Source organism: Clostridium sp. UBA5712 (assembly GCF_002419845.1).
GTDB classification, from domain to species: Bacteria; Bacillota; Clostridia; order Clostridiales; family Clostridiaceae; genus Clostridium_J; species Clostridium_J sulfidigenes.
In genome coordinates this window covers 288,934-313,019 of the sequence record NZ_DIGW01000017.1, presented here as the reverse complement: position 1 = coordinate 313,019, position 24,086 = coordinate 288,934, and the positions used below count along the sequence as shown (strand labels likewise).

The window sequence follows — 24,086 nt, the reverse complement described above, 5'->3', positions numbered from 1 at the left end:
ATATTTAAAATGGGGTTAGATATAGAGGAATTAGGTGAAGAGTTTTCTCATTTAAAACTTGTTGGTAGTAAGGACAATTCAATAAGACTAATCAATGGAATAATAAAGAATAAAAAGGTTGAAGATGAAGATTTATTTGTTATAGAGGGATTATGGGCCTATGAAAAGATAATTAAAAGTAATATTAGAATAATAAACTTTGTATTTTGTCTAGAGTTTATTAAAAACAAATCTACCCTTGATATGGTTAAGAGTATTTCTATGATAGCAGAGAATTCATGTTTAATATCAAGTAATTTGTGTAAAAGATTGAGTAGCAGAGATAGTGGAGAAGGATTTTTTCTATTATGTAGTTTTCCAAAGTATAATCTTGGGAATATAAGGTTGAAGAAAAACAATTTGTTAGTAGTACTTGATGGATTAGAGAAACCAGGAAATATTGGAACAATTATAAGGTCAGTTGATGGTGCTGGTGGAGATGGAGTAATTATTTGTAATAGTAAAGTTAGAAAAACAAATCAAAAGCTGATAAAGTCAAGCATGGGATCTAGTTTTATGTTGCCAGTTGTAAGTAGTGACATAGAATTACTTGTAAGGTGGCTTAAGAGTAACGGATTTAAGATTATTGTTACTGATTTAAAAGCCAGTAACAATTACTATGATGCTAATTATAAGGGGAGAATTGCTATTATTGTAGGAAATGAAATACATGGAATTTCAGAAATTTGGAATAAATATGAATGTGAAAGAATAATAATCCCCATGTTTGGAGGTGCAGATTCCTTAAATGTAGGAGTAGCAGCTACTATGATTGTTTATGAAGCAAGCCTTTCTCAAAAGAATTTAGGTAAAAGAATTGGCTAACTATGATTTAAATAAATCATAGTTTTATGGATTATATAAGTAGGAAAGAGGGCGTAGTCGTAGAGGCTACACCTTCTTTTTTTAGTGATTATTTTTAGTAAGTATTAAGTAATAGCAGGATTTATTAAAATATACCTTGCAATGCAAAGTACATTTTAATATAATAATAATATACTTTGTATTACAAGGTAAAGGAGGAGTTGCTGTGAATAATAATTCTCAAATTCTTAAAGGTATTCTTGAAGGATGTATACTAAGTATAATTTCAAAGGAAGAGACCTATGGTTATGAACTACTAACAAAATTAAAAGGATGTGGATTTGAAGATATTGTTGAGGGAACGCTTTATCCATTATTACTTAGGCTTGAAAAAAATCAGTTAATAATTGCTGAAAGAAGGAAATCATCCGCGGGAGTTAATAGAAAATATTATAAACTATCAGAAATGGGAAGTATAGAACTTGAAGGTTTTATAGAATACTGGAATAAACTACATGTTAATGTAAATAAGATTATAGGGGGGATGGACGATGAGTAATAGCATATTGAGGGATGAATATAAGGAAGCATACACCAGTATAGTAATATACTTATCAAGTAGTGGTATGGAAGGTAACTTTATGGATGAAGTAAGTGAGGATGTAAAGGACTTATTAATAAGTGCACAGGATGATGGTATTGATGTGAAGAGTATAATTGGTAATAATATTGAAGAATTTTGTAAAGAAATAATAAAATCAAAGGATATTAATAGTAGTACAATACTTAATATATATCAAAGTACTAGGTGGGCTATAATTATGTCAGCAATGATGTCATTATTATATTATATATTTCATATGAAATTCACCTTAAATATAATTTTTATGTTTATAGTTGACTTTTTGTTTTGTAGGTTTATTTTTAGTATAGGATTAAGGAAAGTAATAATAAAAAATAAAGGAAATACAAAAAAAATAATAAAGGTGTTATTATTATATATTTTATTTGTGATACCAGGAGCAATTCTAAACTTTATCTTAATTACAAATTTTATTGTAGAAATTAATTCATTATACACATTCATGATTTTAGTAGCAATATTGCTATTAAGTTACATCATAGGTAAAGCTTTTAGAAATAGAAAGGTGAGGTTAGATTAAGTAATAAAGCAGTAGAATTTTAGCTTTCTACTGCTTTATTTATATAGACAAATAACAAAATATTTAACCTTTTAAATAGGTTTCTGTAAGAAGTTTTTACAATATGAGTTTTTATTGTAGTGTATCCTTGGCTGTAAGTATACACATACTATATACATAAAGGGAATGAGAATTAAAGAAAAGAGGGCATAAGTAATGATTAATTTTAAAAAGTACATTAAGAAGGGACAAATTTTATTGGCTGTTATGGTATTAATGTATAATATAAATGAGAAAATAATATTTGGAGTAGAAAATGATGAAGTACATGGAAGGATGGAAGGTGATAAGATTTTTATTAATGTATCTACAACCGTAGACTTACCTCATCAACCACCTAAGGAGTCCACAGAAGAACTGTATCAAGATGTGTTTTTAGCTTTACTAATGCCTTATATCCAGATTGAGGTGGAAAAATATTATTCTACATACTTATCTCAAACGCCACTAGTTGATCCTTACTCCATATATATAAATAGTATTTCTAGACTAAATGGTTATCGTTCCTTTGTATTTGATATAAGCCTTCAAGTAAATCCCTATATAGGACCTCATATTCTTGTAGGAACTGATAATATTGATTTCACTGTAGAAGGTAACGGAAGGGTTAAGGTGAAAAAGTTTGAACATATAAAAAGTTATGACTTACCACCAACCTATGAGCATATAATGACAGAGATTGTATAAGATTTTAGCATCAGGTTGTTATAACTAGTGAAGTTAGAGTAAAATAAAATTCGCCAATACCCTAAAAGGGATATTGGCGAAGAGGAAATAGTGGAATACAATAGCACTAGTTTTTACTATTCTTCATAGTTAGAAAGTGTGTTATTTAATGAATGTAGTGCACTTTCTACTGAGTTAAGGGTATTTTCGATTATTTGTCTGTTTTGTGATTTTTCAACAGATTTTAATGCTTGATCCAAGCAAGTTTTTGAATCTTGAAGTTCAATTTGTACATCTCGTAGATGGCGTTTAGCGCTTTTTCCTTCATTATTGTGCATAACAATTACCTCCTAAAACTTTATTTTTAAGGTATGGAGCTAGCATATTATGAAAATAAGCTTAAGCTCAATCCAAGAGTGAAATTTTGTTCATAGTAAATTTCTTCATCTACAACAGTCCTATTAACACCATTATTATCAGAAGAATTTCACTATGGAATATCAAAATTATTATATGTCATAAATTTAAAATCATACTTGGAAAGTTTAGCTTATGAAAGAAAAAACCTTAAGAAATAGATTATTAAAGAATCTATTTCTTAAGGTTTCAGTAAAAAGTTCTATTAATCATTCATTAGTTCTTCTAGATCTATTGGATACTTTCCGTATAGTTTACCAGCATCCATAAAGGCTTCAATATTCTTCATTGGAGTGTGCATTGGAATTTGACATCCAGTGCTTAAAATATAACCTTTTTGAGAATTGAAACCTTTTCTAATACAGTGTTTTACTGACTTAAAAATGTCTTCTTTAGTTCCAGCATATATAACATCAACAGGAGGAACATTTCCGGTTATTACAACTTTATCACCAATCACATTTTTAGCTTCTTCTATATCTTCTATATTATCAATACTAAAATTAGAAATTCCAGTATTCACAACATCTTCCCAAATGTCTCTACTTTTTCCGCAGATGTGTATACCAGGGTAACTACCAGTTTTTTCTTTTATTTTATTTATGTTTTTTTGAAGAGCAGGTAAGGAAAATTCTCTGAATTGCTTTGGACTTATAAGACTTGTTGATGAGACTGGATCAGCAAAACTAATTGAGATACCCAGTTTAGCAACTTCTTCTATGTATCTATTATTAGATTCTGACACTATTTCCATAAGAGTATGAACCTTTTTAGGATATTTAATCATCCATTTTAATAAATTTTCAGTTCCTACTACAGAGGCTGCAACACTAAAAGGACCAGACATAGAGGCACTGACATCTACATCATTTATAAGTGCATCTTTAGTAAGTTTTAATGCTTCCAGTAGTATAGGTAATTTTCCATCCTTTAGAGGGTTTACTATTTTGAGAGATTCAATTTCATCTATTGATTTAATAGCAGGTTCTAGTAAATAGGAGATAGCATAATCAGGATAGCATACCTTGGCTCCCATAGCTTCAGCCACTCCTCTAAGACTAGTAGATATGCCTACGCTATCATGACGAAGTTTTTTAAACAAAGCTATTTCTAAATCTGCCATTAGTCGTGCAGAATGATAGTAATCCTTAGTTGTTATACCAATGAATGGCGCCATAGTTGCTCCCATGTCGGGGATACAAATTAGTCTATCAATTTCTAATCCTCTAGAAAATGCATCCATTCTCTCTTTTGGAGTCATTTCTTCTTTAATCACTTAAAGGTTCCCTCCTAACAAAAATATATTTTACATATTAGTTACATAACTCTAAAGTAATTATATAAGACAAAAATGAATATGTATAATTGAATTATCCTATATATAATATATATCTATTGATATAACCAATATAAAAAGATAAATTTTGTTTGTTAAAATGATGAAATATAATATAGAAAAAGACTGAGATATTAATTATTTTATTTAATATCTCAGTCTCTCTATTAAATTAATTGGTATTCATATAGAACTCAAGGTTTTGGGATTAACCTTGTGTTTTGTTATTCTTGATAGTTAGAAAGAGTACTATTTACTGAATTTAATGCACTTTCTACTGAATTAAGAGTATTTTGGATTTTTTGTCTGTTTTGTGGTTTTTCAACAGAGTTTAATGCTTGATTTAAGCAGTTTGTTGAATCTTGAAGTTTACTTTGTACATCCTGAACATGTTGTTTAGCATTTTTTCCTTGATTTTGTTGCATAACAATTTCCTCCTAAGTTTTATTTTCAGATATTAAGATAAAATTTAATACCTAATTTAATTTTTAGTCATAGTAAGTTTCTGTACAATAGATAATTATTATTACTAAGAGGTAAAGAAATTCACTATGAACTAGTAAAGTTATTGTATGTTATAAATTTTAAATTATACTTTTAAATTTTATTATCAAAACTAATAATATAATCATAACTAAGTATTAAGATAAGAAAAGCTAGGCAGTAAGCCTAGCTCATTATTCTTTAATATCTATGGCATCTACAGGACATTGATCTCTTCCATCAACAGCTCCAGCTTCAAGATCAGAAGGAACATCTCCATCTATAGCTTCAGCTTTACCATCATCATCGAATGAATAAATCTCAGGGCAGACACCAACACAAGCTCCACAACTTATACATGTATCTTTATTTACGATTGCTTCCATATTTACTCCTCCTTGTTTTTAATATATTAACAAGATTAGTGTTTGCAGTAATTGATTTCATATACGCAAAAATTAGAAAATTAATTAATAATAGGTACATGGATGTTAGAGTAAATATATATAATTATGTATTTATATCAGGAGTAGTTGAGTCTTTAAATCTCTACGGCGAGTTCATAGTCATCTTGATTTTCTCGTTCTTCAATAAGCTTTAAAATATTATCCATAGTATATATTTTAAGAGATAGATCACTGTTGTCTTCTAGTTTACCAATGTATTCTAGGGCATTAGGGGACACACTGCCTGTAGTAAGAATAATACCTTTTTTTATATTGTTTGCCATCATAGCACCAACAAGTTTTTGGCATATAACTCTTCCTATAAAAAACTCATCAGAAGCATTATCTTCATCATTAGAGGCTAGAGTTGGATTAGAATTATATCTTTTACATTCAACATAGATTTTTTCATCGTCATAATTTGTAAGAATCAAATCAACTCCACCATCATTACTAGGAGGTGTAAGCTTTATATCCTTATATTCAGGGTTATTATGAAAAAGCCATTGACAGAAGCCTTCAAATTGAAGTCCTGTTAATCTATTAATATTTTCTTTTTTAATCCTCATAGTAAATTTTAGTTGTTCATCTTTAAAGCCTCTTATTTTCTCAATAAATTGAGTAAAGCTCTTTATAAGTATTATGAGTACTATAAGTAGTACTAAAATTTCATATTTGTTCATAAGAATCACCTCGTATAATAATTATTGTCATTATAGAAAAAAATTAATCAATATATTTGGGATTTTTGCTTTACCATGTGATATTAATGAGCACAATAAACAGATATTTTTATATGAAATCCATAACAGATTTAGAAAAGTATCTTTAATTATGAAGGTTTTTAATATAAAATAGTAATAAATACTTCAAGGAGGTTACGTATGAAGAGAGAAGATTATATTTCTTGGAATGATTATTTTATGAGTATTTCTTTGTTATCAGGAATGAGAAGTAAGGATCCATCAACACAGGTTGGAGCTTGTATAGTTGATTGCAACAATAGGATAGTTTCTATTGGATATAATGGATTTATTAATGGATGTAGTGATGAAGATTTTCCTTGGAGTAGAGATGGAGAATTTTTAGAAACTAAGTATCCTTATGTAGTGCATGCTGAGCAAAATGCTATTTTAAATGCTAGAGGTAAGTCTTTAGAAGGCTGTAGACTATATGTAAATTTGTTCCCTTGCCATGAATGTGCTAGAAATATCATTCAATCAGGCATAAAGGAAGTTTATTATCTTAGTGATAAGTATGCTGAAACAGATTCTATAAAAGCCTCTAAATATATGTTTGAAAAGGCTAATGTGAAATTAACTCAATTAACTCCAAGTGTAGACAAGATAGAGATAAAATTAAAATAGACCTATTAAATTAGAGCTAAAAGGATTGTCTCATATTTTTATATTGAGATAATCTTTTTTTATTTATGAGCAATATCAACTGAATTTTAGAATGAATTAAAGTCCCATTTTAAGATTGGTTGAACGTATACCTAAGAGGTTAAATAATTATATTTAAAGACAGAATTTGTTAAGGAGTAGATTAAATGAAAACTAAAGATATGACGAGAGATGCTATAGTAATTGGTTTTGCTTTATTTGCTATGTTTTTTGGAGCAGGAAATCTTATATTTCCAACATTTTTAGGACTAGAATCAGGGATAAGTTGGAGTAGTGGATTGTTTGGATTTGTTTTAGCTGATGTAGGCTTAGCTATACTATCAATTATAGCTGCAGCTAAATGCAATGGAGATGTAAGTGAAATTTTTGGAAAGGTAGGTAAAAAATTATCAATAATTTTGGGTGCTGTTATAATGGTATGCTTAGGACCACTTTTAGCCATACCGAGGACAGCAGCAACAACCTATGAAATGGGTATTGTGCCAATATTCAAAGGATTTAGCCCAGTAGTATTTTCAATAATATTTTTTTCTATAACATTGGTTTTATCTATAAAACCATCTAGAGTAATTGATATAATAGGTCAGTTTTTAACCCCAATGCTTCTCATAACTCTACTATTACTCATATTAGTTGGAATAATAAATCCAATTGATTCTATCAGTATAGCGCCAAGAGTAGAAAGTATATTTGCAGAAGGAGTAATCCAAGGCTATCAAACCATGGATGCATTAGGAGCTATAGCATTATCTACTGTTGTAATAACAACATTAAGTAATAAAGGATATAAAGGAATAAAGGAAAAAATAAAATTAACCTTAAAAGCATCTATTGTTGCCTCAATAGGACTAGTTTTAGTCTATGGTGGGTTGACTTATTTAGGAGCTACCATTTCAAATCAATATGCAAACATACCATTAGGAGAAATATCTCAAACTGCATTAATAGTACATATAACAGATATATTACTTGGAAAACCAGGAAAGATATTATTAGCAATAATAATAGGTCTTGCATGTCTTACAACAGCAATAGGACTTACGTCTGCAACAGCCCAGTATTTTAGTAAAGTATCAAAGGGAAAATGGAAATATAGAGATATAGTTATATTCGTATGCGTGTTTAGTAGTATAGTAGCTAATTTTGGAGTAAGTACTATAATAAAATTTTCAGCACCAATATTAAGTGTTATCTATCCTCCAACAGTTACATTAGTAATATTAACATTATTTAAAGAAAAAATTAAGAACAATTATGTGTTTATTTTTTCAACATATACAGCTTTGTTTATAAGTGTATTAACGGTTTTAAACCATATGGGAATAGGCAGTTCAATAGGAGTACCAATAGTAACTAAACTTCCATTTGCGAATTTAGGTTTTAACTGGATAGTTCCAGTTATAGTGGCAGGTATAATGGGGAATTTTATTAAAACAAACACAGAAATATAATATTTAAATTATATTTCATACTACAAAGATATACAAGGCAATCAATAAGTGTTATGGATGATTTATATAATTGTAGCAAACATGTTATAATAGATACATGTAAATGCGTATTTTAAAGATAGAATACCTACATAATTTAATATAAAAATTAGTTTGGAGGTAGAGTTATGATTAAAGCAATTGAAGAGCGTAGAAGCATAAGAAGATATATGGATAAACAAGTGGAAGATGAGAAGTTATTACAAATTCTTCATAGTGCAAGACTAGCACCATCAGGTAGTAATACACAACCATGGCAAATTATTGTGGTTAAGGAGCAGAGAAATAGAGAAAAAATAGCAGCTGCTGCGTATAATCAAAAGTGGATGGTTAGTGCACCTGTCCACCTTGTGTGTGTTGCAGATATAAAATCAAGGTTACCTAAGTGTGATGACCTTTATATTGATGAATATAGTAAGGAATTCGAAGTTAAGCAAATTATTAGAGATACATCTATTGCCATTGAACATATGGCACTTGAAGCAACAGATTTAGGGTTGGGAACTTGTTGGATTGCTTGGTTTGAACAGAAGGACTTTAGACCAGTTTTAAATATTCCTGATGATAAGTATGTGGTTGCAGTATTAACTTTAGGTTATCCAGATGAAGCACCAAGTCCTCGTCCAAGAAAGAATTTAGAAGAAATAGTTCATTATGAGCAGTGGTAATAGATAATGAAAGTATATAATAAATTAGTAAGAGATAAGATTCCACAGGTGATAGCTGAAGATGGAAATCAGTGTGATGTAGAAATTGCATCTAAAGAGGACATGATTTCTTTATTAGAAGATAAGCTAAAAGAAGAGGTAAATGAATATCTAAAGGATAAAAATTTAGAGGAGCTAGCGGATATTATGGAAGTGCTGTTTGGGCTAGCTCATAATTTAGGATATTCTGAAGAGGAATTAGTGGAGAAAAGAAATTGGAAGCTAAAGCAGCGTGGGGGATTTAAGGAAGGAATTGTTCTTAAGTCTGTTAAGTAAAAATATTAGCTATATTTTAGTCAGTATGATTAAAATTATAGAGCGTAATGTTATAAATAGTTTTTAGTAATGAGGCAAAAGATAAGGAGATACTGATGATAAGAGAATTATTTGAAGATATATATCAAATAGAGGTAGAACTTCCGGATAATCCTTTAAGGGCACTAAATGCCTATTTAATTAAGGGTAATGAAAGAAATCTACTTGTGGATACAGGCTTTCGCAAGGTTAAATCTTTAGAAAGCTTAAGACAAAGTTTAAAAGAATTGAATGTAAATATGGACAATACGGATATATTTTTAACTCATCTTCATGATGACCATACAGGTCTTGTACCATTTCTTTTAAATTCTAATAATAAGGCTTATATTCATCCAAGAGAAAGTGAAGAGATATATAATTTAAGAAAAGTAACTTATATGGAAGAAATTAATATATTTAATGAAGCAATGGGATTTCCTAAGGGCGAGGCGGTATCAGCACTAAAAGCTCTAAGAGATCAAGAAGGTTTTGAAGAAAGTTTCACTGAGCCAACTTATACAGATATTAAGGATGGGGAAACATTAAAGGTAGGAAAGTATGAGTTTAAATGCATTTTGACTCCAGGGCACACCCCAGCTCATTGCTGCTTATACGAAGAAAACCATAGGATTTTAATTGGTGGAGATTTAATATTAGCAAAGATAACTCCAAATATAGCCTATAACCTTGAGCAATGGATGGAAAACCCTTTACACGAATACTTTGATAGCTTAGATAGAGTTGCATCTCTACCTATAGACGTAACACTTTCTTCTCATAGAGCTATTATAAGGAATACTAAAAGGAGAATAAGAGAACTCAAGGATCATTATGATCTTAGGTTAGAGGAAATCATGGATATTTTGGCTAATGGAGAAAAACTTTCCCCTTATGAAATTGCAGGAAGAATGCACTGGAGTATAACAATTAAAAACTGGGAAGACTTCCCAATAACTCAAAGATTCTTTGCGTTAGGGGAGTGTATGTCCCACTTAGTCTATCTTGAAAAGCTTGAAATGATAAATAAGTTATATAAAGATGGAAAGATTTATTATGTTATATCAAATAAAGGATTAGTGTGGGCAATAGTTAAATACATTAAAGAAAGTTAAAAGAGTGAGTTTTAAAATAAATATAAAGGATGTTTAGAAATAAGGTTATTTCAAAACATCCTTTTAAGTTCTGAAATTATTGAGCTACTGTTGATGAACAGATTTTACAGATGTTTATAGTTTTTCCGTCTTCACATTTCTTAGTCCAAACTAATTTTACTCTTTTTCTACCGCATAGAGGGCATGTACCTCTCCAACCTACTATTTTCTTAATAACCTTACCTCTTCTTTGCTTACCCATTTTCTCATCGCTCCTTTCTTTAAAAATATATTTTTAGAAAGGCAGAGTTATGACTAAAAGTTAAGATAAGCTTAAATAAAAAAAGTAGTACCACAATTAAATTAGTACTACTCTTATATATTTTTAGGGTATGTTGATTATCTATACATTTTGGTTATAAGATAAATGCTGGAAATGGAAACGAAAACATAACCAGCATTCATCTCATAAGAGTTTAAAATTAAATAAAAATGTAAAACGTAAAATTTTAATGTAAGTAATATTATAGTTTTATTTTAACATAAAACACTATAAATAAATTAATTAAATTAACTATTTACAATAAATTTTAAAAGCTGTTAAGTAATTGTGAAATATATTAATAGAGTGTGTATATAAAGTAAAAAAAGTGATAAGTAGTATAACGTATTTTATTTTACAATACGGTTTATTATTTTACAAATGTTGTATATAATAAAGATATGAATATTAGAAAAGTTGGTGATCACATTGTCAAACCAATTAATTAAAGAAGAAATCTTAAATAAGTTAAAATCAGAAGAATTTACTGGTTTTATAAAGAAATTTGACATTATAAATATAGTTGTATTTGGAAGTGTTTTAACTGAAGAGTTTAATGAAGAATCAGATGTAGATATTGCAGTATTAGGAAGAGGTAGTTTCTCCTTAGATGATATTTTAGAAATAGAATTATTTTTAGAAAAGTTTTTAGAAAGAGAAGTTGATGTTGTAGATTTAAAGAGTAAAACTTTAGATATATTTGTTAAGATAAGTATTCTAAACTCTTGCGAAATTATATATTCAACTGATAATGAGGTCTTTGAAGAGTTTTGCGATGACGTGGAGTGGATATATAGAGAAAATGAAAATTTTATTCATTTTAGAAAGGTTGATGTTTTGTATGAATGAAGAAAGACTTATGAGGATAATTGAGGATTTAAAGGAATGTAGTAGTGATATAGAAGAATGTATAGAAATTATTAAAACTAGCAATGATAGATTACTCTTAAAGTTAGCAAAATCAAGTTTAAGGCAGTTATTTGTTAGTTTTCATACCATACTTGAGGATTTATGCTCCATTATACTAAAGGAAATAAAAAGATTTAAGATAGGTATAAGCTTAAGTGATAGCTTAAAAATATTTAGAGAAGAGGGAATTTTAGATCAGGATACTTATGAATTCTTAGAAAAATCTAAGTTAATTAGAAATAGAATTGCTCATAGATACAAAGAACCAACTCATGAAGAACTTTTCAATCATATTGTGAAATATAAAAGTAAATTCAAAAAGATTATTAGAATAGCAGCTAGTTATTTATAAATTATGAAAGAAGAAAAGAGAGTATTATGAAAAAACACAATCTACAAAAGCAACTAAAATGTAAAATTCTATTTTAGAAAGGAGCACTTAAGATGGATAACAATACTTTATGGTATATGGAGAAGAGAATTGATAGAACTATAAAAAATCTGAACAGAAGAAACATGGGTGGATTCTTTGTTAAAGATAAAAATGAGCTAATAATGCTTTTAAAGAATCTAATAGATGATAATTCCACAGTAGGAGTAGGAGACTCTATGACACTTTTTGAAACAGGAGTTATAGATTTTCTACGCAAAGGTGATTATGTATTTTGGGACAAGTATAGAGATGATATTACTAGTGAAGAGAAGAGGGAAATTTATCTAAAAAATTTTTCTGCAACTACATTCATGTGTAGTACTAATGCATTAACAGAGAATGGTGAACTATATAATATTGATGGTAATGGAAGTAGGGTTGCACCCATACTTTATGGTCCAAAGCAAGTTATTCTAGTAGCTGGAATAAATAAGATTGTAAAGGACATAGAGGAGGCAGAAAAAAGAGTTAGAAATTATGCTGCTCCTATTGATGCCAAGAGGTTAAATAAAGATACTCCATGTACTACCTTAGGGTATTGTGTAGATTGTAAAAGTCCCAACAGAATATGTAATGATTTCACAATTATAAGAGGTCAGTTTATTAAAAATAGAATAAAAGTAATTATTGTGGGAGAACAACTAGGTTATTGATAATTTTAAATAATGTATAGTTCGTATAGAACATGAATTTTTTAGTCTGCAATACTATAATAGACTTTAATAAATCCTTATATCAAGTAATAGATTGATGTAAGGATTTTTTTGTTTATAGAAAATATTTATATATAAATTTATTGTAGTATTTTGAAATATTGAAAAAATATAAAAAATATTCATAATTATATAAAAAATGATTAAAAAACATTGCAATTATTCATGAAAGTAGTATAATTATATAAAAAATAAAAAATTACAATGGAGGTATTAAAATGAATAAAAAGATTAAAATTACATTAATTGAAAATTTAATCCGATTTATGGGGAGGAAAAATTTTAAGCGAAATGCTTCATTAGCATGTTTAAGTGTATTTATGGTGGTAAATACATCGACTGGAGTTATGGCTATGACTATGGAAGATATGGACAAGATACCAATAAATATAGCAGCAGAAAATAATAAGGATAGTTTAAAGCAAAATTTAGAACAAAAGCTAAAACCATATGGAGTATTAAAAAATGGGATTTCAAATAATGAAGAAATTATTCAAGCTAAAACATTAGCAGAGGCTAAAGTAGATGATGTCAGTTTACTTAAACCTTCAGAAGAGAAGAGGGTAGATACAAAAGCAGTTGAAGCTCAGCGCAACTATACATTAAAAGAACTTTCAGCGATGAGCTATCAAGAAATGGTTAATACTATTGCATCCTTAGAGTGGAGAAATATCGATGGACTATTTAAGTATTCTGCAGATTCACAAGAATTTTACGGTGATAGAGCTCGTGTAAAGTATATAATAGAGGCTCTAGATACAAGAGCTAAAACTTTTACAGGCACTAATAACAATGGTATTCCCACTATAGTAGAAGTTTTAAGATCAGGGTTCTATTTAGGATATTATAATACTGAATTAAGTTATCTAAATGATAGAAACTTTAAAGACTTATGCTTACCAGCATTAAACTCAATGATTGACAATCCTAACTTTAAGTTTGGAAATAAACTTCAAAATGGTGTAGTTGAAAGTTTTGGATCTTTAATTGGAAATGCATCTTCCAGTGTAGAAATAGTTAATAAGTCAGCAGCACTATTAAGAGATTATAAAATCAATATAGAGATATATGGCACTGATTTATCAAAGGCTAATGCTATCTACGGAGTAATTAAAGGTATATCCTATGATTTAACTTCTGCAGCCTACGGAAAAGATCCTGCAACAATGCCTTACTACGGTAAAATTGATACCTTTATAAATGAATTAAAAGAAATAGCATTGATGAAAAATACTAGTAGTGGTAACCAATGGTTAGTTAATAATGCCATTTATCAAATAGGAGAACTAGGTGTGTTCCACAGCAATCAGAAGATGGCAATTGGATTATTAACTGATGTTATGGATACTTCAAATAAGTATTCAGAGAAATTTTTTATAGCAGCAGAAAGAATTGATTATCTATACAAAGGCATCAACTCACGTGGAGAAAATATAAACTATACCCAACTTCAAGAAGAGGGCTACAACAAGTACCTACCTAATAAGTATACATTTGATAATGGCTCAATAGTAATGCAAGTTGGATCTAATGTTTCAGAAGAAAAGGTAAAAAGACTTTATTGGGCAGCAAAGGAAGTAGAAGCTCAATTCTTTAGAAATATTGGAAGTGATAAAGTTTTAGAAGCTGGAAATAAAGATAATGTTCTAACTATAAAAATTTTCAACTCCCCATCAGAGTATAAAATGAATCAATATTTAGGTAATGTTAGTACAGATAATGGTGGAATATATATAGAACCTATAGGAACTTTTTACACTTACGAAAGAACAATTCACGAAAGTATTTATAGCTTAGAAGAACTATTTAGACATGAATTTACTCACTATCTACAGGGTAGATATTTAGTTCCTGGTTTATGGGGACAAGGCCCATTTTATGAAAATGAAGATTTGACTTGGTTTGAAGAAGGTTCAGCAGAGTTCTTTGCTGGATCTACTCGTACAGAAGGAGTAAAACCAAGAGAAGCTATAGTGAATCAACTTGCAAAGGAAGAAGCCAACAGATTTACATTAAGTCAAACTATATCTTCAGGATACAATAGTGGATGGCAATTCTATAATTATGGCTTTGCCCTTGTAAGCTACATGTATAATAATGATATGGAATCATTAAATAAAATAAATGATTATGTGATTAATACTGACATAAAAGCATACAGAAATTTTATTTCACAATTAAAGGTTGACTCAAACAAAAATGTAGAATATCAACAATATATGCAGCAATTAATAGGGGATACTACTATAGGAACTCCATTAGTATCAGATAGTTATACAAAGGTTCATCCTAAAAGAACTATAGAAGAAATTTCTTCCGACATAGTAAGTATAAGTAGAATTAGTGGTGTAAATCAAGATAAAACTTATTCAGCAGATTTCAACACATTTAAGATATCTGGTAAGTATGTAGGTGGAACTTCAAAAGGAAGATTACAGGATAATAATGAAATGAATCAAAAAGCTAATGAAATGCTTAAAAACCTATTATTAAAGGGTTGGACAGGCTATGAAACAGTAACTTGCTATTTTACTGATTATAAAGTTGTCAATGGTAAATATGAATATAACTTAGTGTTTAAAGGACTTTTAAATGATAGCTCAGTAAATCCTGAAAATAAAATTCCTACTGCAAGTATAGATGCTCCAGATAATGTAGAAGTAAATAAGACGGTTTTATTTAGTGCAGATAAATCTGCAGATTCAGATGGATTTATAGTAGCATATGATTGGGATTTTGGAGATGGATCTACGAGTTCAACTAAAAATCCAACTCACTCTTATAATAAAGAAGGAAATTATGTTGTTACCCTTAAAGTTACGGATAACAAAGGTGCCATTGGAGAAACAACATTTAATATTAAAGCTAGCAAAACATCTGGAGAAAATGGAATAACTTCAGAAGTAGAACCCAATAATGATTATAATCAGGCTAATTACTTTATAGCTAATAATAAAGATGTAACTGGTACTATACAAAATGCTAATGATGAGGATACATTTGCTTTTGAAGTAGATAATGCTGGTGAAGTTGATATAAAGATTACAGGAAATTCATCTAAAATAACTTGGATAGTTTCTAAGGAGAATGACTTAGACAATTACGTCTGTTGGAAGCAATACACTGAAGGAGATATAAGTAAAGGAAGCTTTAGTGCTACTCCAGGAAAGTATTATATTAAACTATACTCAACAGATGAAGCTATAGAAAATGGAAACTATAGTATAAATATCAATGGTATAAAGTCCTATAATAATGACCCAGAAGTGCCAAGTAATATTACAGAAGTAGAACCAAATAATAGCTTTGAATCTGGAAATGTAGCTATATACAACAACATTGATGCAAAAGGAAAACTACCTACAGGTGGAGACACTGACGTTTTTTACTTTGATGTAGATACTGCATCTAATGTAAATATAAAGGTTGGAAGTACTCAGCAAGGATACACTTGGATAGTGTGTAAATCAGATAACTTAAATAATTATGTATGCTGGAGTCAGAATAGTGAAGTAGATGGAACTAGTGGAAGCTTTAAGGCTGTACCTGGTAAATATTTTATTAAACTATACTCTTTAAATAACTCTAGCAGTGTTGACTATACTATTAAAGTTGATGGTATAAGACAAAGATAGCGTAAGTTTAATAGTTATAACTAAATTTATAGTTTTTTATACTTGATAAATAATAAAGTTTCAACTACAATGTAAGATTTAAAATGTAGTTGAAGCTTTTTTATTGACAAAAATACTACCATGCAATACAATATAGAAAAGGACTATTATGCATTACAATATACCTTGTGATAAATAGTACTGGAAATAAGTTTTGGAGGGGCAGTTTATGAAAACAAAACAGTATATAAAAGAGGTTAATAAGTTTATTAATAAACTAAGTAAAGAAAATGAGGAAAAGTTTGAAAATATATTATTTAAAATACGGTTTTCAAATATTAATGATCATGATGCTGAGGAGTTTATACACCATTGTTTAGATTTATTTTTACAAGCTGAGGAAAGAGGAATTGACGTAGAAGAAGTACTAGGAAATAGTGATATAAATTCCTTTTGTGATGAGTTTATATCAGAAACAATAGAAGGGTACTCAGTGCTAGAAAAAGTGTACTGGAAGGTTTCTAAGCTACCAATAATATTGATTATTTTTACTGGCGTGTTTGAGATGTTTGTAGGACAATTAATTGATAGTTGGGTAAATAAAACAACACTTTTTACAGTTTCAGTTACAGTTTCAATGTTAGTTAATACTATAATTGTAATTATATTAACTAATTATTTATTATCTAAAATACAATATATGTATAATATTTTTAATGGAGAGGATAAAAAGAAAGATAGAAAGATAACATTTTTATTATGGATAGGCTTTTGCATTATAACAGCTATATTTGTATTAACTAAACTGTTTTTAACAAAGGTACTTTTTGAAGTTAACTATTTAATATTCATGGGCATACTTATAACTATTTATTTGATACAGTATTTCTTTGAAAATAAAAATCAATAGAAGGAGGGAACCATGAATAATAAATCACAGTTATTAAAGGGAAGTTTAGAGGGCTGTGTTCTTAAAATTATAGATTTAAAAGATGAGATTTATGGATATGACATTGCTAGAATATTAAAGGATAATGGTTTTACTGATATTTCTGAAGGAACTTTATATCCACTGTATACACGCCTGCAAAAGAATGGTTTTATATCGTCAAAAATGAAGGAGTCTCCCCTTGGCCCTGCTAGGAAATATTATAGTTTAACAGATAAAGGCCGTGAAGAACTAAAGGATTTTGTGGATACTTGGGAATATATGAGTAAAAATATAAATGATATAATTAAAGGGAATATTCAGTAATATATTTCTTAATATTTAAATATATTCAATAATTTATATAACCATAAAATCCTTATATATTAGTATACTTTGGAGGCGGTAATGTTAAACTATTATTTGAATAAAAAGCTTAACATTGATATAGATTTATTTTGAATACCTTTATAGAGTATTTCTATTGTATCACTTTTATCCACCATGCCAAGTATATATAGTAATGGTAAATAGTGATCCTTAGTAGGAATGGCGTTATTTTTTTTATCTCCATATTCAATTAGAGATTCAAAGTTTCTTGATTTTAGATTTGTTACTACTTCATTTTCAAAATCAATAGCCCATTGATATGGAGTAGTATCATAATTCATATCTGCTAAGTATAAATTATGGACAATGTTTCCACTGCCTAATACTAAAATATCATGCTCTCTTAAAAATTTTAATTTTTTACCCATTTCGTAATGATATATAGCAGGTTGTGCCATATCAATACTAAGGGCTACTACAGGAACATCAGCCTTTGGATACATATGTTTTAAGACTGACCAAACTCCATGGTCAAGACCATATGTATTAATAGGCTTTATGTCAAGATTTTCAAGCATTCTACTGATTTCAGGAAAACCTGGACATGGATATTTTATTTCATATAATTCATTTGGAAAACCATAAAAATCATATATAAGTTCTGGATTTTGGGATGTAGTAACTGCAGTGGCACCGTCTGACATCCAGTGAGCAGTAACCACCATTATTGCCTTTGGTGTAGGTAGAGTCTCACAAATATTATAAATACTTTTTGTGTAGCTATTGTCAGTTATGATATTCATTGGTGAACCATGCCCTATAAAACCCATTGGGAATTTCATAATATCACTCCTTAATATACTTTATTATATAACTTAATTTTATTATATCAAAAAATAAGGTGAAATATATTTAATAATTATTTTGTTCAAAATATATCATGAAGAAGTAAGTGGTAAATAACTAATCATTTTGATAAGCTATTTACCACTTACTTTGAAATTAAGATATGTATTTTATCCGATGACTACCCGCTCTAATACTCCCATCTTCTTCAAAGTGGGAGTATTAGAGCGGCTACGACCCTGGATAACGATTTCCCCTAAAGGACAACGAATTCTAAGTATCGAAAATACTGATACTAAGAATTCTGTTAGTAACCTTCAGGGCGAGTAAAAACTCCCTCTGAAGCAAAGAACTCTGTTTATAATTGAGATAAATCTGATACAAATTCAATATCTACATTTAATGAACTTAATAATCTTTTTAATTGCATTGCAGCAATAGCTGAGCTTGGTGGTGTTGAAACTATATTTTTGAACCCAGTAGCTTTATACATTTTAATGCAGTTCTCAAGAATTGGAATCATTTCTGCTTTTGATGTTGATAATTCTGAACTTTCAAGTGCAAGAGTAAAGCTTGATGGAGTTATAGACTTTACAGCATTATTATAATCATTTAAGAAATTTTTGCCATCCTCCTCTTGAAAAAATCCTCCTACAGTGATAAATAAGACCTTCTTAGCATTATTAACTTCTACTTTATACATTTAAAATTCCTCCTTTAAAATTTATATAAAAAAGCTCCCATTGTGTATCCAGAACCAACTGAACAAAAAATAACGAGATCTCCCTTATTTATCTTTTTAGTTTCTATAGCTCTATTAAGCGCAAAAAACGGGCTTGTACATCCAGTATAACCATATTCATCTGCAACAAAGGTATAAGTGTCACTACTAACCTCTAAATTTAATTTATTTAATGTTTCTTTTATATCAGCATGGGAAAACTGTGAAAATAAGAAGTGTTTTACATCTGTTATAGATTCATTTCCTTCTTTTAAGAGTTTATTGATAAGTTTTACCCATTCATCACTAAAGTAAGACACATCATGATTTACCCAAGCATATTTTTTACTATCTATAGGCAGTTCTTCATCATATATATGGGATAATCCACATTCAGGGAAAACCATATATTTATGATTTTTAGAATCAGTATGGAAGGCAGAATTAAGAACCCCACCAGTTTCTTCATCACTAGTAAGTAATATTGCAGCTGCACCATCTCCAACAGTAGAATTTACTAACTCACAATCACTTTTGGCAAGGAGTGAGCCATATGAAGCACCAACGATTAAAGATTTTTTATATTTACTTTTAGATTTCATATAGGTTGCAATGCTATCTATAGCTGTTATCATTCCTATACAATTATCGTTCATGTCATAAGTTAAATCGCAGTTACATGCATCTATAGCATCTCGTATCAAAAGAGCGTTAGTAGGTATTAAATGTTCTACAGAATCACTAACAAATACAATAATGTCTAATTCAGAAGCCTTAACATTAGCTTTTTTCAAACAGGATTTAGTAGCTTCCAAACTCATAGTAAGAGAATTTTCTGTATTGTTATCAACTAAATACCTAGACTTTCTTCCTAAGTGATTTAAAAGTTTTTCTAAATCTTGTCCATATTTGTTAATGAAGTGTTGATTCTCTATTCTTTTTTTAGGATGATATATTGATACTTCTTGAATTTTTATTCCCATAAAGTCCTCCCCATTCACATTTGAATTTGATGTTTAAATATATATATTACATATAAACAAAATGGTACAATATATATGTAAAAATTATAAATATAGTAAAAAATATATTCTACTGAGTTTATTATTCTACAAAAATTTCAAATAAAATAAATTTAAAATATAATATAGTATTATATTTTTGATATCACTCTATTATTATCGTCACAATTCGATTTACTTTATATGTTTTATAATTTATATTCTTACTTTATTAGAAGCCGATATAAATTTATGAAAAGAGAGGAAGTTGGATTAACCTCTAACTTTTTTATAGTAGTTGACTCTTGGGTTACCGAAGGGTTTATAATAATAATAGATGGCAAGGTGCACACTTGTAGAGCTTATTTGTTGAGGTGAAGTTATGTTTAAGATTGGTGAATTTTCGCGTATGAGTGGACTTTCAATTAATACACTGTATCATTATGACAATGTAGGAATTTTAAAACCTATATATATAGACAAATTTACTGGTTATAGATACTATGATGCAAGTCAACTTATAACCATAAATAAAATAATTGCTTTAAAGGATGCTGGATTTTCACTTGTTGAAATTAGCAATTTCTTTAATAATAATTCTAGTAATGAGTCGCTTATAGAGGTTTTGGAAGTGAAAGCAGATTTACTTGAAAAGGCACTAGAACTAGAAACAAGTAGGCTTCAACGTCTTCGTACAAATATATTTTTAATAAAGAATGGAGGCATACCTACTATGAATGAAATTTCAATTAAAAAAGTAGAAAAAATCTTAGTTGCATCATTGCGAAAATGTTTTGTGAAGGATGGTAATCAAACTTATGATGAATTTTGTGAAAGCCTATGGGCACAAGTTAATGAATATATAGATAAAGTAAAAGGAAAACGTACAATTCCGTGTATGACACTTTATCATAAAGATAATACTTCAATACAGGATATGGAGGCTGTAGAACCTATAACAAAATTAATCCCAGAAGGTGATACTGTCAAAGTATCTGAACTGCCCATGATAGAAAAAATGGCTTGTATAGTTCATAATGGCTCATTTGCTACAATTGGAGAAACCTATGAAATAATGTACAAATGGATTTCAGAAAATAAGTATTCAATCTGTGGACCAGTGCGTGAAATATACCATGAAGGTGAATGGGTAACAGATGATCCCAATGAATATGTAACAGAGCTACAATTTCCTATAAATTAATATGATTAATTTTTAATAAAAATAGACTACTCAAATGTATATAAAGATAAATAGAAAATGAATATTATAATACCGTATTATTCTTTAAAATGAATATACGGTATTTTTTAATAATTGAATGCTAAAGTGTTATATATAAATTACCAAGTATAGATATTTTGTATAATATGGTATAATTTCCTTGGAGCTGCTTTTGGTTTTAATACTTACTTTTAATGACTTTATTGGAGTTATAAAATGAGGATTCACTTTTTTAGTGCTATGTGAATGAAGGGAGTAAAGATTTATATGAAAAAATCTTTAATAAAAAGTAAAACTATTACTGAATTAGAAAAAAGGATTAAACAGAATGGACATAAGGCTGTAGAAGAATTTACACATGATTTACAACATAAGGGTTCTCCAATAATAGAACATATAGAAAATGATGATAAGAATAGCTTAGTTACTTTTATATATGAAGGGATTAAAGAGTGTAAAAATGTTTTGTTTATACCTGATATAGGATTAGATAGATTTAAAGATAACTATAGAGATTTTCAAATGGAAAAAATAATGGAAACGGATCTATGGTTTATTACTTATGAAGTAAGAAATAATTTAAGATTTATATATTACTTTTCACCAAATGATCCATTGGATGATGATTGGAATGAAAGATTTGGTAGTAGAGTTAAGTATGATAAGTTTTGTAAAAAAGCATTGAGTTTTGATAAAGAGAATCCAGAAGATAAGGGTTCTTATGTATTAATGCCTAAGTCACCTGAAGATATTTGGTCAACAAAAATAGAAGATGTACCAGAAGGAAAAATAGAGGAACATAGGTTTGAAAGTAAAAACTTAGAGGATAAGCGTAGAATCAGAGTTTATACACCTTATGGATATGATAAGAAAGAAAAACCTTATGGATTTATGGTTTTAACTGATGGTGATGATTATATCTCTAATCTTTCTGCAATAGAAACTTTGAATAATCTTATTGCCACTAAAGAAATACCACCTATAGTTGCCATATTTATTGATTCAACAAAAAATAGAGGAAAAGAACTAAAGTGTAATGATTCATTTTGTAAGTGCATTGCAAGGGAAGTAATCCCATGGGCTAAAAAAAATTATAATATTTCTAGCATGCCAGAAAAAGCTATAATTTGTGGACTTAGTCTAGGAGGATTAACAGCAGCTTATTTAGGGTTAAACTATTCAGAAGTTTTTGGAAATGTCCTTTCTCAATCAGGTTATTTTTGGTATAATTCAGAAGACTATGTACCTGATGAGGATTGCTGGATGAGCAAAATGTTTAAAGAAGTAAACAGGCTTCCTCTTAAATTTTACCTAGATATGGGGGTTTTAGAAACTAAGTATAAAATTATAGATCCTAATATAAATTTAAGAGATACATTGATATCTAAAGGATATAAAGTTGATTTGCGATGGTTTAATGGAGGACATGATTACTTATCTTGGGGAGAAACCTTGGCACATGGATTAATTTCACTTATAGGAATAAAGGAGAAATTATAAGAATATAGCAATATGCATATTAGGAAGGTAAATAAAAATGATATTAAAATCTTTCGAGGTAATTGATGAAAAAATAGAATAAGATGGTGAAGGAGTTTAAAGAATGGGTGATATACATTATAATCTTCAATTTGAAAGACTATGTGAATTTTTACAAATTGGTAAGATAGTAGATGAACCTAGAAGAATATCCGGAGGTCTTTTGCATAGAATGTATGCTATCAAAACAACAAAAGATAAATATGCTGTTAAAGCATTAAATCCTCAAATAATGCTAAGAGACGAGGCAATGAAAAATTTCATCAATTCAGAGGAGATTGCTAATGTTGCATCAAAGAGTGTATCAGCTCTTCCAGCTAAAAGATTTAATGAAACTTTTATCCACGAGATAGATAATCAATTTTATCTTGTATTTGATTGGATAGATGGTAAAAGTCTAAAATCTGGTAGAATAAGCATAGTTAACTGTGAAAAGATAGGTTCTATGCTTGCTGATATACATATGACAGACTTTTCAGAATTAATGATAGTTAATAATTGGTCAGATAATGAAAAAATAACGAATTGGAATCATTATTTACAAATGGGAAAAGAAAATAATATGATCTGGGTAAACTTGATGAGTGAAGTAGTTGATAGGCTGTATGAATGGAGTATTCAGGCAAAAAGGTCTTCAAAATTACTTGCAACAGAAATGGTTATTAGTCATAGGGATTTAGATTCTAAAAATGTTATGTGGAGCAATGATAAACCAATTATTATTGATTGGGAGGCTGCTGGCTATGTAAATCCTATGCAAGAATTAATTGAAACAGCTATATATTGGGCTGAAAATGAAACCGGAAACATTAATAAAGAAAAATTTTTAGCTTTTATAGGAGGATATAAAAATATACATGGTCCATTAAAAGGAAATTGGAGAATAGTATTATTCAATGGATTTCTAGGTAAACTTAGTTGGTTAGAGTATAACTTAAAAAGATCTTTAGGTATTGAATGTGTAGATAAGGAAGAACAGAATTTGGGAATTAATGAAGTAACTGAAACAATAAATGCTCTTACATACTATTCTGAGATAATTCCTAAATTAGAAAAGTGGATAAATAATATTCTTTAAAAAAGTAATAGATATAAATATATTGAAAAGTATGTTATAATAT

The 24,086-nt window shown here is 28.9% G+C and carries 27 protein-coding genes; 18 read left to right on the top strand and 9 right to left on the bottom strand.

What is annotated here, in order from left to right; translation table 11 throughout:
- Positions 1-9: 9 nt before the first annotated feature.
- The 4 genes from B3B03_RS17485 (at position 10) to B3B03_RS17470 (ending at position 2,732) form a co-directional block, all read left to right on the top strand.
- Positions 10-864, top strand: a complete 855-nt coding sequence (locus tag B3B03_RS17485; RefSeq protein ID WP_346877935.1) for an RNA methyltransferase — start codon at positions 10-12, stop codon at positions 862-864.
- 205 nt (positions 865-1,069) lie between these two features.
- The gene (locus tag B3B03_RS17480) at positions 1,070-1,402 is read left to right on the top strand and encodes a PadR family transcriptional regulator (RefSeq protein WP_346849055.1); all 333 of its coding nucleotides are present in this window, start codon (positions 1,070-1,072) and stop codon (positions 1,400-1,402) included.
- Positions 1,395-2,006: a DUF1048 domain-containing protein gene (locus tag B3B03_RS17475; protein ID WP_346877934.1), complete on the top strand. Its 612-nt coding sequence runs from the start codon at positions 1,395-1,397 to the stop codon at positions 2,004-2,006. Before B3B03_RS17480 ends, B3B03_RS17475 begins: the two co-directional genes overlap by 8 nt.
- Before the next feature lie 195 nt (positions 2,007-2,201).
- Positions 2,202-2,732 carry a DUF3888 domain-containing protein gene (locus tag B3B03_RS17470; RefSeq protein ID WP_346877933.1) on the top strand — a complete coding sequence of 177 codons (531 nt, stop codon included), beginning with the start codon at positions 2,202-2,204 and terminating at the stop codon, positions 2,730-2,732.
- Positions 2,733-2,848: 116 nt separating this feature from the next.
- Here B3B03_RS17470 and B3B03_RS17465 read toward each other — a convergent pair whose 3' ends face one another.
- The 5 genes from B3B03_RS17465 to B3B03_RS17445 form a co-directional block, all read right to left on the bottom strand.
- Positions 2,849-3,049: a hypothetical protein gene (locus B3B03_RS17465; protein ID WP_035131744.1), complete on the bottom strand. Its 201-nt coding sequence runs from the start codon at positions 3,047-3,049 to the stop codon at positions 2,849-2,851.
- Positions 3,050-3,333: 284 nt separating this feature from the next.
- A complete protein-coding gene (locus B3B03_RS17460; protein ID WP_346877932.1) occupies positions 3,334-4,404 on the bottom strand; it encodes a uroporphyrinogen decarboxylase family protein in 1,071 nt (356 codons plus the stop codon).
- Between the two features lie 284 nt (positions 4,405-4,688).
- Positions 4,689-4,889, bottom strand: coding sequence for an EscE/YscE/SsaE family type III secretion system needle protein co-chaperone (locus B3B03_RS17455; RefSeq protein ID WP_035131749.1), 201 nt, complete (start codon positions 4,887-4,889; stop codon positions 4,689-4,691).
- Positions 4,890-5,141: 252 nt separating this feature from the next.
- Complete coding sequence (locus B3B03_RS17450) at positions 5,142-5,333, bottom strand: ferredoxin (RefSeq protein WP_346849051.1); 192 nt, start codon at positions 5,331-5,333, stop codon at positions 5,142-5,144.
- Between the two features lie 155 nt (positions 5,334-5,488).
- Positions 5,489-6,076, bottom strand: coding sequence for a restriction endonuclease (locus B3B03_RS17445; protein ID WP_346849050.1), 588 nt, complete (start codon positions 6,074-6,076; stop codon positions 5,489-5,491).
- A 201-nt stretch (positions 6,077-6,277) separates the two neighbouring features.
- Here B3B03_RS17445 and B3B03_RS17440 point away from each other — a divergent pair, with 201 nt between their 5' ends.
- The 5 genes from B3B03_RS17440 (at position 6,278) to B3B03_RS17420 (ending at position 10,405) form a co-directional block, all read left to right on the top strand.
- On the top strand, positions 6,278-6,760 hold the full coding sequence (locus tag B3B03_RS17440) for a deoxycytidylate deaminase (RefSeq protein ID WP_035131756.1): 483 nt from the start codon (positions 6,278-6,280) through the stop codon (positions 6,758-6,760).
- Between the two features lie 185 nt (positions 6,761-6,945).
- On the top strand, positions 6,946-8,250 hold the full coding sequence (brnQ, locus tag B3B03_RS17435) for a branched-chain amino acid transport system II carrier protein (protein ID WP_346877931.1): 1,305 nt from the start codon (positions 6,946-6,948) through the stop codon (positions 8,248-8,250).
- Between the two features lie 167 nt (positions 8,251-8,417).
- Positions 8,418-8,957 (top strand): nitroreductase family protein, encoded by a 540-nt coding sequence (locus B3B03_RS17430; RefSeq protein ID WP_346849048.1) that lies wholly within the window; start codon positions 8,418-8,420, stop codon positions 8,955-8,957.
- A gap of 6 nt (positions 8,958-8,963) precedes the next feature.
- Positions 8,964-9,272: a nucleoside triphosphate pyrophosphohydrolase gene (locus B3B03_RS17425; protein ID WP_346849047.1), complete on the top strand. Its 309-nt coding sequence runs from the start codon at positions 8,964-8,966 to the stop codon at positions 9,270-9,272.
- A 95-nt stretch (positions 9,273-9,367) separates the two neighbouring features.
- Entirely contained in the window at positions 9,368-10,405 is a 1,038-nt protein-coding gene (locus B3B03_RS17420) for an MBL fold metallo-hydrolase (protein WP_346877930.1), read from the top strand.
- A gap of 76 nt (positions 10,406-10,481) precedes the next feature.
- Here B3B03_RS17420 and B3B03_RS17415 read toward each other — a convergent pair whose 3' ends face one another.
- Positions 10,482-10,646, bottom strand: a complete 165-nt coding sequence (locus B3B03_RS17415; RefSeq protein WP_167402990.1) for a hypothetical protein — start codon at positions 10,644-10,646, stop codon at positions 10,482-10,484.
- A 489-nt stretch (positions 10,647-11,135) separates the two neighbouring features.
- Here B3B03_RS17415 and mntA point away from each other — a divergent pair, with 489 nt between their 5' ends.
- The 6 genes from mntA (at position 11,136) to B3B03_RS17385 (ending at position 17,630) form a co-directional block, all read left to right on the top strand.
- Entirely contained in the window at positions 11,136-11,555 is a 420-nt protein-coding gene (gene mntA, locus B3B03_RS17410; protein WP_346849045.1) for a type VII toxin-antitoxin system MntA family adenylyltransferase antitoxin, read from the top strand.
- Entirely contained in the window at positions 11,548-11,967 is a 420-nt protein-coding gene (locus B3B03_RS17405) for a HepT-like ribonuclease domain-containing protein (protein WP_035131763.1), read from the top strand. Before mntA ends, B3B03_RS17405 begins: the two co-directional genes overlap by 8 nt.
- A gap of 92 nt (positions 11,968-12,059) precedes the next feature.
- On the top strand, positions 12,060-12,701 hold the full coding sequence (locus B3B03_RS17400; protein ID WP_346849044.1) for a lactate utilization protein: 642 nt from the start codon (positions 12,060-12,062) through the stop codon (positions 12,699-12,701).
- A gap of 278 nt (positions 12,702-12,979) precedes the next feature.
- Positions 12,980-16,396, top strand: a complete 3,417-nt coding sequence (locus tag B3B03_RS17395; protein ID WP_346877929.1) for a collagenase — start codon at positions 12,980-12,982, stop codon at positions 16,394-16,396.
- A 208-nt stretch (positions 16,397-16,604) separates the two neighbouring features.
- The gene (locus B3B03_RS17390; protein WP_346849042.1) at positions 16,605-17,285 is read left to right on the top strand and encodes a DUF1048 domain-containing protein; all 681 of its coding nucleotides are present in this window, start codon (positions 16,605-16,607) and stop codon (positions 17,283-17,285) included.
- 12 nt (positions 17,286-17,297) lie between these two features.
- Positions 17,298-17,630 carry a PadR family transcriptional regulator gene (locus B3B03_RS17385; RefSeq protein WP_035131768.1) on the top strand — a complete coding sequence of 111 codons (333 nt, stop codon included), beginning with the start codon at positions 17,298-17,300 and terminating at the stop codon, positions 17,628-17,630.
- Positions 17,631-17,722: 92 nt separating this feature from the next.
- On the opposite strand, the gene ygiD is transcribed toward B3B03_RS17385, so the two are convergent.
- The 3 genes from ygiD to B3B03_RS17370 all read right to left on the bottom strand — a co-directional run bounded on the left by ygiD (position 17,723) and on the right by B3B03_RS17370 (position 20,183).
- A complete protein-coding gene (gene ygiD, locus B3B03_RS17380) occupies positions 17,723-18,475 on the bottom strand; it encodes a 4,5-DOPA dioxygenase extradiol (RefSeq protein ID WP_346849041.1) in 753 nt (250 codons plus the stop codon).
- Between the two features lie 362 nt (positions 18,476-18,837).
- Complete coding sequence (locus B3B03_RS17375; RefSeq protein WP_346877928.1) at positions 18,838-19,182, bottom strand: hypothetical protein; 345 nt, start codon at positions 19,180-19,182, stop codon at positions 18,838-18,840.
- Positions 19,183-19,196: 14 nt separating this feature from the next.
- A complete protein-coding gene (locus tag B3B03_RS17370; RefSeq protein WP_346877927.1) occupies positions 19,197-20,183 on the bottom strand; it encodes a 3-oxoacyl-ACP synthase III family protein in 987 nt (328 codons plus the stop codon).
- Between the two features lie 400 nt (positions 20,184-20,583).
- On the opposite strand from B3B03_RS17370, the gene B3B03_RS17365 reads away from it, so the two are divergent.
- The 3 genes from B3B03_RS17365 (at position 20,584) to B3B03_RS17355 (ending at position 24,043) form a co-directional block, all read left to right on the top strand.
- A complete protein-coding gene (locus B3B03_RS17365) occupies positions 20,584-21,405 on the top strand; it encodes a MerR family transcriptional regulator (RefSeq protein WP_346877926.1) in 822 nt (273 codons plus the stop codon).
- A gap of 288 nt (positions 21,406-21,693) precedes the next feature.
- Positions 21,694-22,926: an alpha/beta hydrolase gene (locus tag B3B03_RS17360; protein WP_346849037.1), complete on the top strand. Its 1,233-nt coding sequence runs from the start codon at positions 21,694-21,696 to the stop codon at positions 22,924-22,926.
- A gap of 103 nt (positions 22,927-23,029) precedes the next feature.
- Complete coding sequence (locus B3B03_RS17355; protein WP_346877925.1) at positions 23,030-24,043, top strand: phosphotransferase; 1,014 nt, start codon at positions 23,030-23,032, stop codon at positions 24,041-24,043.
- Positions 24,044-24,086 lie beyond the last annotated feature (43 nt).

Bases quoted from the DNA above. Each gene is read 5' to 3' on its own strand.
- B3B03_RS17485 (WP_346877935.1), top strand. From the start codon at position 10: ATGGGGTTAGATATAGAGGAATTAGGTGAAGAGTTTTCTCATTTAAAA.
- B3B03_RS17475 (WP_346877934.1), top strand. From the start codon at position 1,395: ATGAGTAATAGCATATTGAGGGATGAATATAAGGAAGCATACACCAGT.
- B3B03_RS17470 (WP_346877933.1), top strand. From the start codon at position 2,202: ATGATTAATTTTAAAAAGTACATTAAGAAGGGACAAATTTTATTGGCT.
- B3B03_RS17465 (WP_035131744.1), bottom strand. From the start codon at position 3,049: ATGCACAATAATGAAGGAAAAAGCGCTAAACGCCATCTACGAGATGTA.
- B3B03_RS17455 (WP_035131749.1), bottom strand. From the start codon at position 4,889: ATGCAACAAAATCAAGGAAAAAATGCTAAACAACATGTTCAGGATGTA.
- B3B03_RS17450 (WP_346849051.1), bottom strand. From the start codon at position 5,333: ATGGAAGCAATCGTAAATAAAGATACATGTATAAGTTGTGGAGCTTGT.
- B3B03_RS17445 (WP_346849050.1), bottom strand. From the start codon at position 6,076: ATGAACAAATATGAAATTTTAGTACTACTTATAGTACTCATAATACTT.
- B3B03_RS17440 (WP_035131756.1), top strand. From the start codon at position 6,278: ATGAAGAGAGAAGATTATATTTCTTGGAATGATTATTTTATGAGTATT.
- brnQ (WP_346877931.1), top strand. From the start codon at position 6,946: ATGAAAACTAAAGATATGACGAGAGATGCTATAGTAATTGGTTTTGCT.
- B3B03_RS17430 (WP_346849048.1), top strand. From the start codon at position 8,418: ATGATTAAAGCAATTGAAGAGCGTAGAAGCATAAGAAGATATATGGAT.
- B3B03_RS17425 (WP_346849047.1), top strand. From the start codon at position 8,964: ATGAAAGTATATAATAAATTAGTAAGAGATAAGATTCCACAGGTGATA.
- B3B03_RS17420 (WP_346877930.1), top strand. From the start codon at position 9,368: ATGATAAGAGAATTATTTGAAGATATATATCAAATAGAGGTAGAACTT.
- B3B03_RS17415 (WP_167402990.1), bottom strand. From the start codon at position 10,646: ATGGGTAAGCAAAGAAGAGGTAAGGTTATTAAGAAAATAGTAGGTTGG.
- B3B03_RS17405 (WP_035131763.1), top strand. From the start codon at position 11,548: ATGAATGAAGAAAGACTTATGAGGATAATTGAGGATTTAAAGGAATGT.
- B3B03_RS17400 (WP_346849044.1), top strand. From the start codon at position 12,060: ATGGATAACAATACTTTATGGTATATGGAGAAGAGAATTGATAGAACT.
- B3B03_RS17395 (WP_346877929.1), top strand. From the start codon at position 12,980: ATGAATAAAAAGATTAAAATTACATTAATTGAAAATTTAATCCGATTT.
- B3B03_RS17390 (WP_346849042.1), top strand. From the start codon at position 16,605: ATGAAAACAAAACAGTATATAAAAGAGGTTAATAAGTTTATTAATAAA.
- B3B03_RS17385 (WP_035131768.1), top strand. From the start codon at position 17,298: ATGAATAATAAATCACAGTTATTAAAGGGAAGTTTAGAGGGCTGTGTT.
- ygiD (WP_346849041.1), bottom strand. From the start codon at position 18,475: ATGAAATTCCCAATGGGTTTTATAGGGCATGGTTCACCAATGAATATC.
- B3B03_RS17375 (WP_346877928.1), bottom strand. From the start codon at position 19,182: ATGTATAAAGTAGAAGTTAATAATGCTAAGAAGGTCTTATTTATCACT.
- B3B03_RS17370 (WP_346877927.1), bottom strand. From the start codon at position 20,183: ATGGGAATAAAAATTCAAGAAGTATCAATATATCATCCTAAAAAAAGA.
- B3B03_RS17365 (WP_346877926.1), top strand. From the start codon at position 20,584: ATGTTTAAGATTGGTGAATTTTCGCGTATGAGTGGACTTTCAATTAAT.
- B3B03_RS17360 (WP_346849037.1), top strand. From the start codon at position 21,694: ATGAAAAAATCTTTAATAAAAAGTAAAACTATTACTGAATTAGAAAAA.
- B3B03_RS17355 (WP_346877925.1), top strand. From the start codon at position 23,030: ATGGGTGATATACATTATAATCTTCAATTTGAAAGACTATGTGAATTT.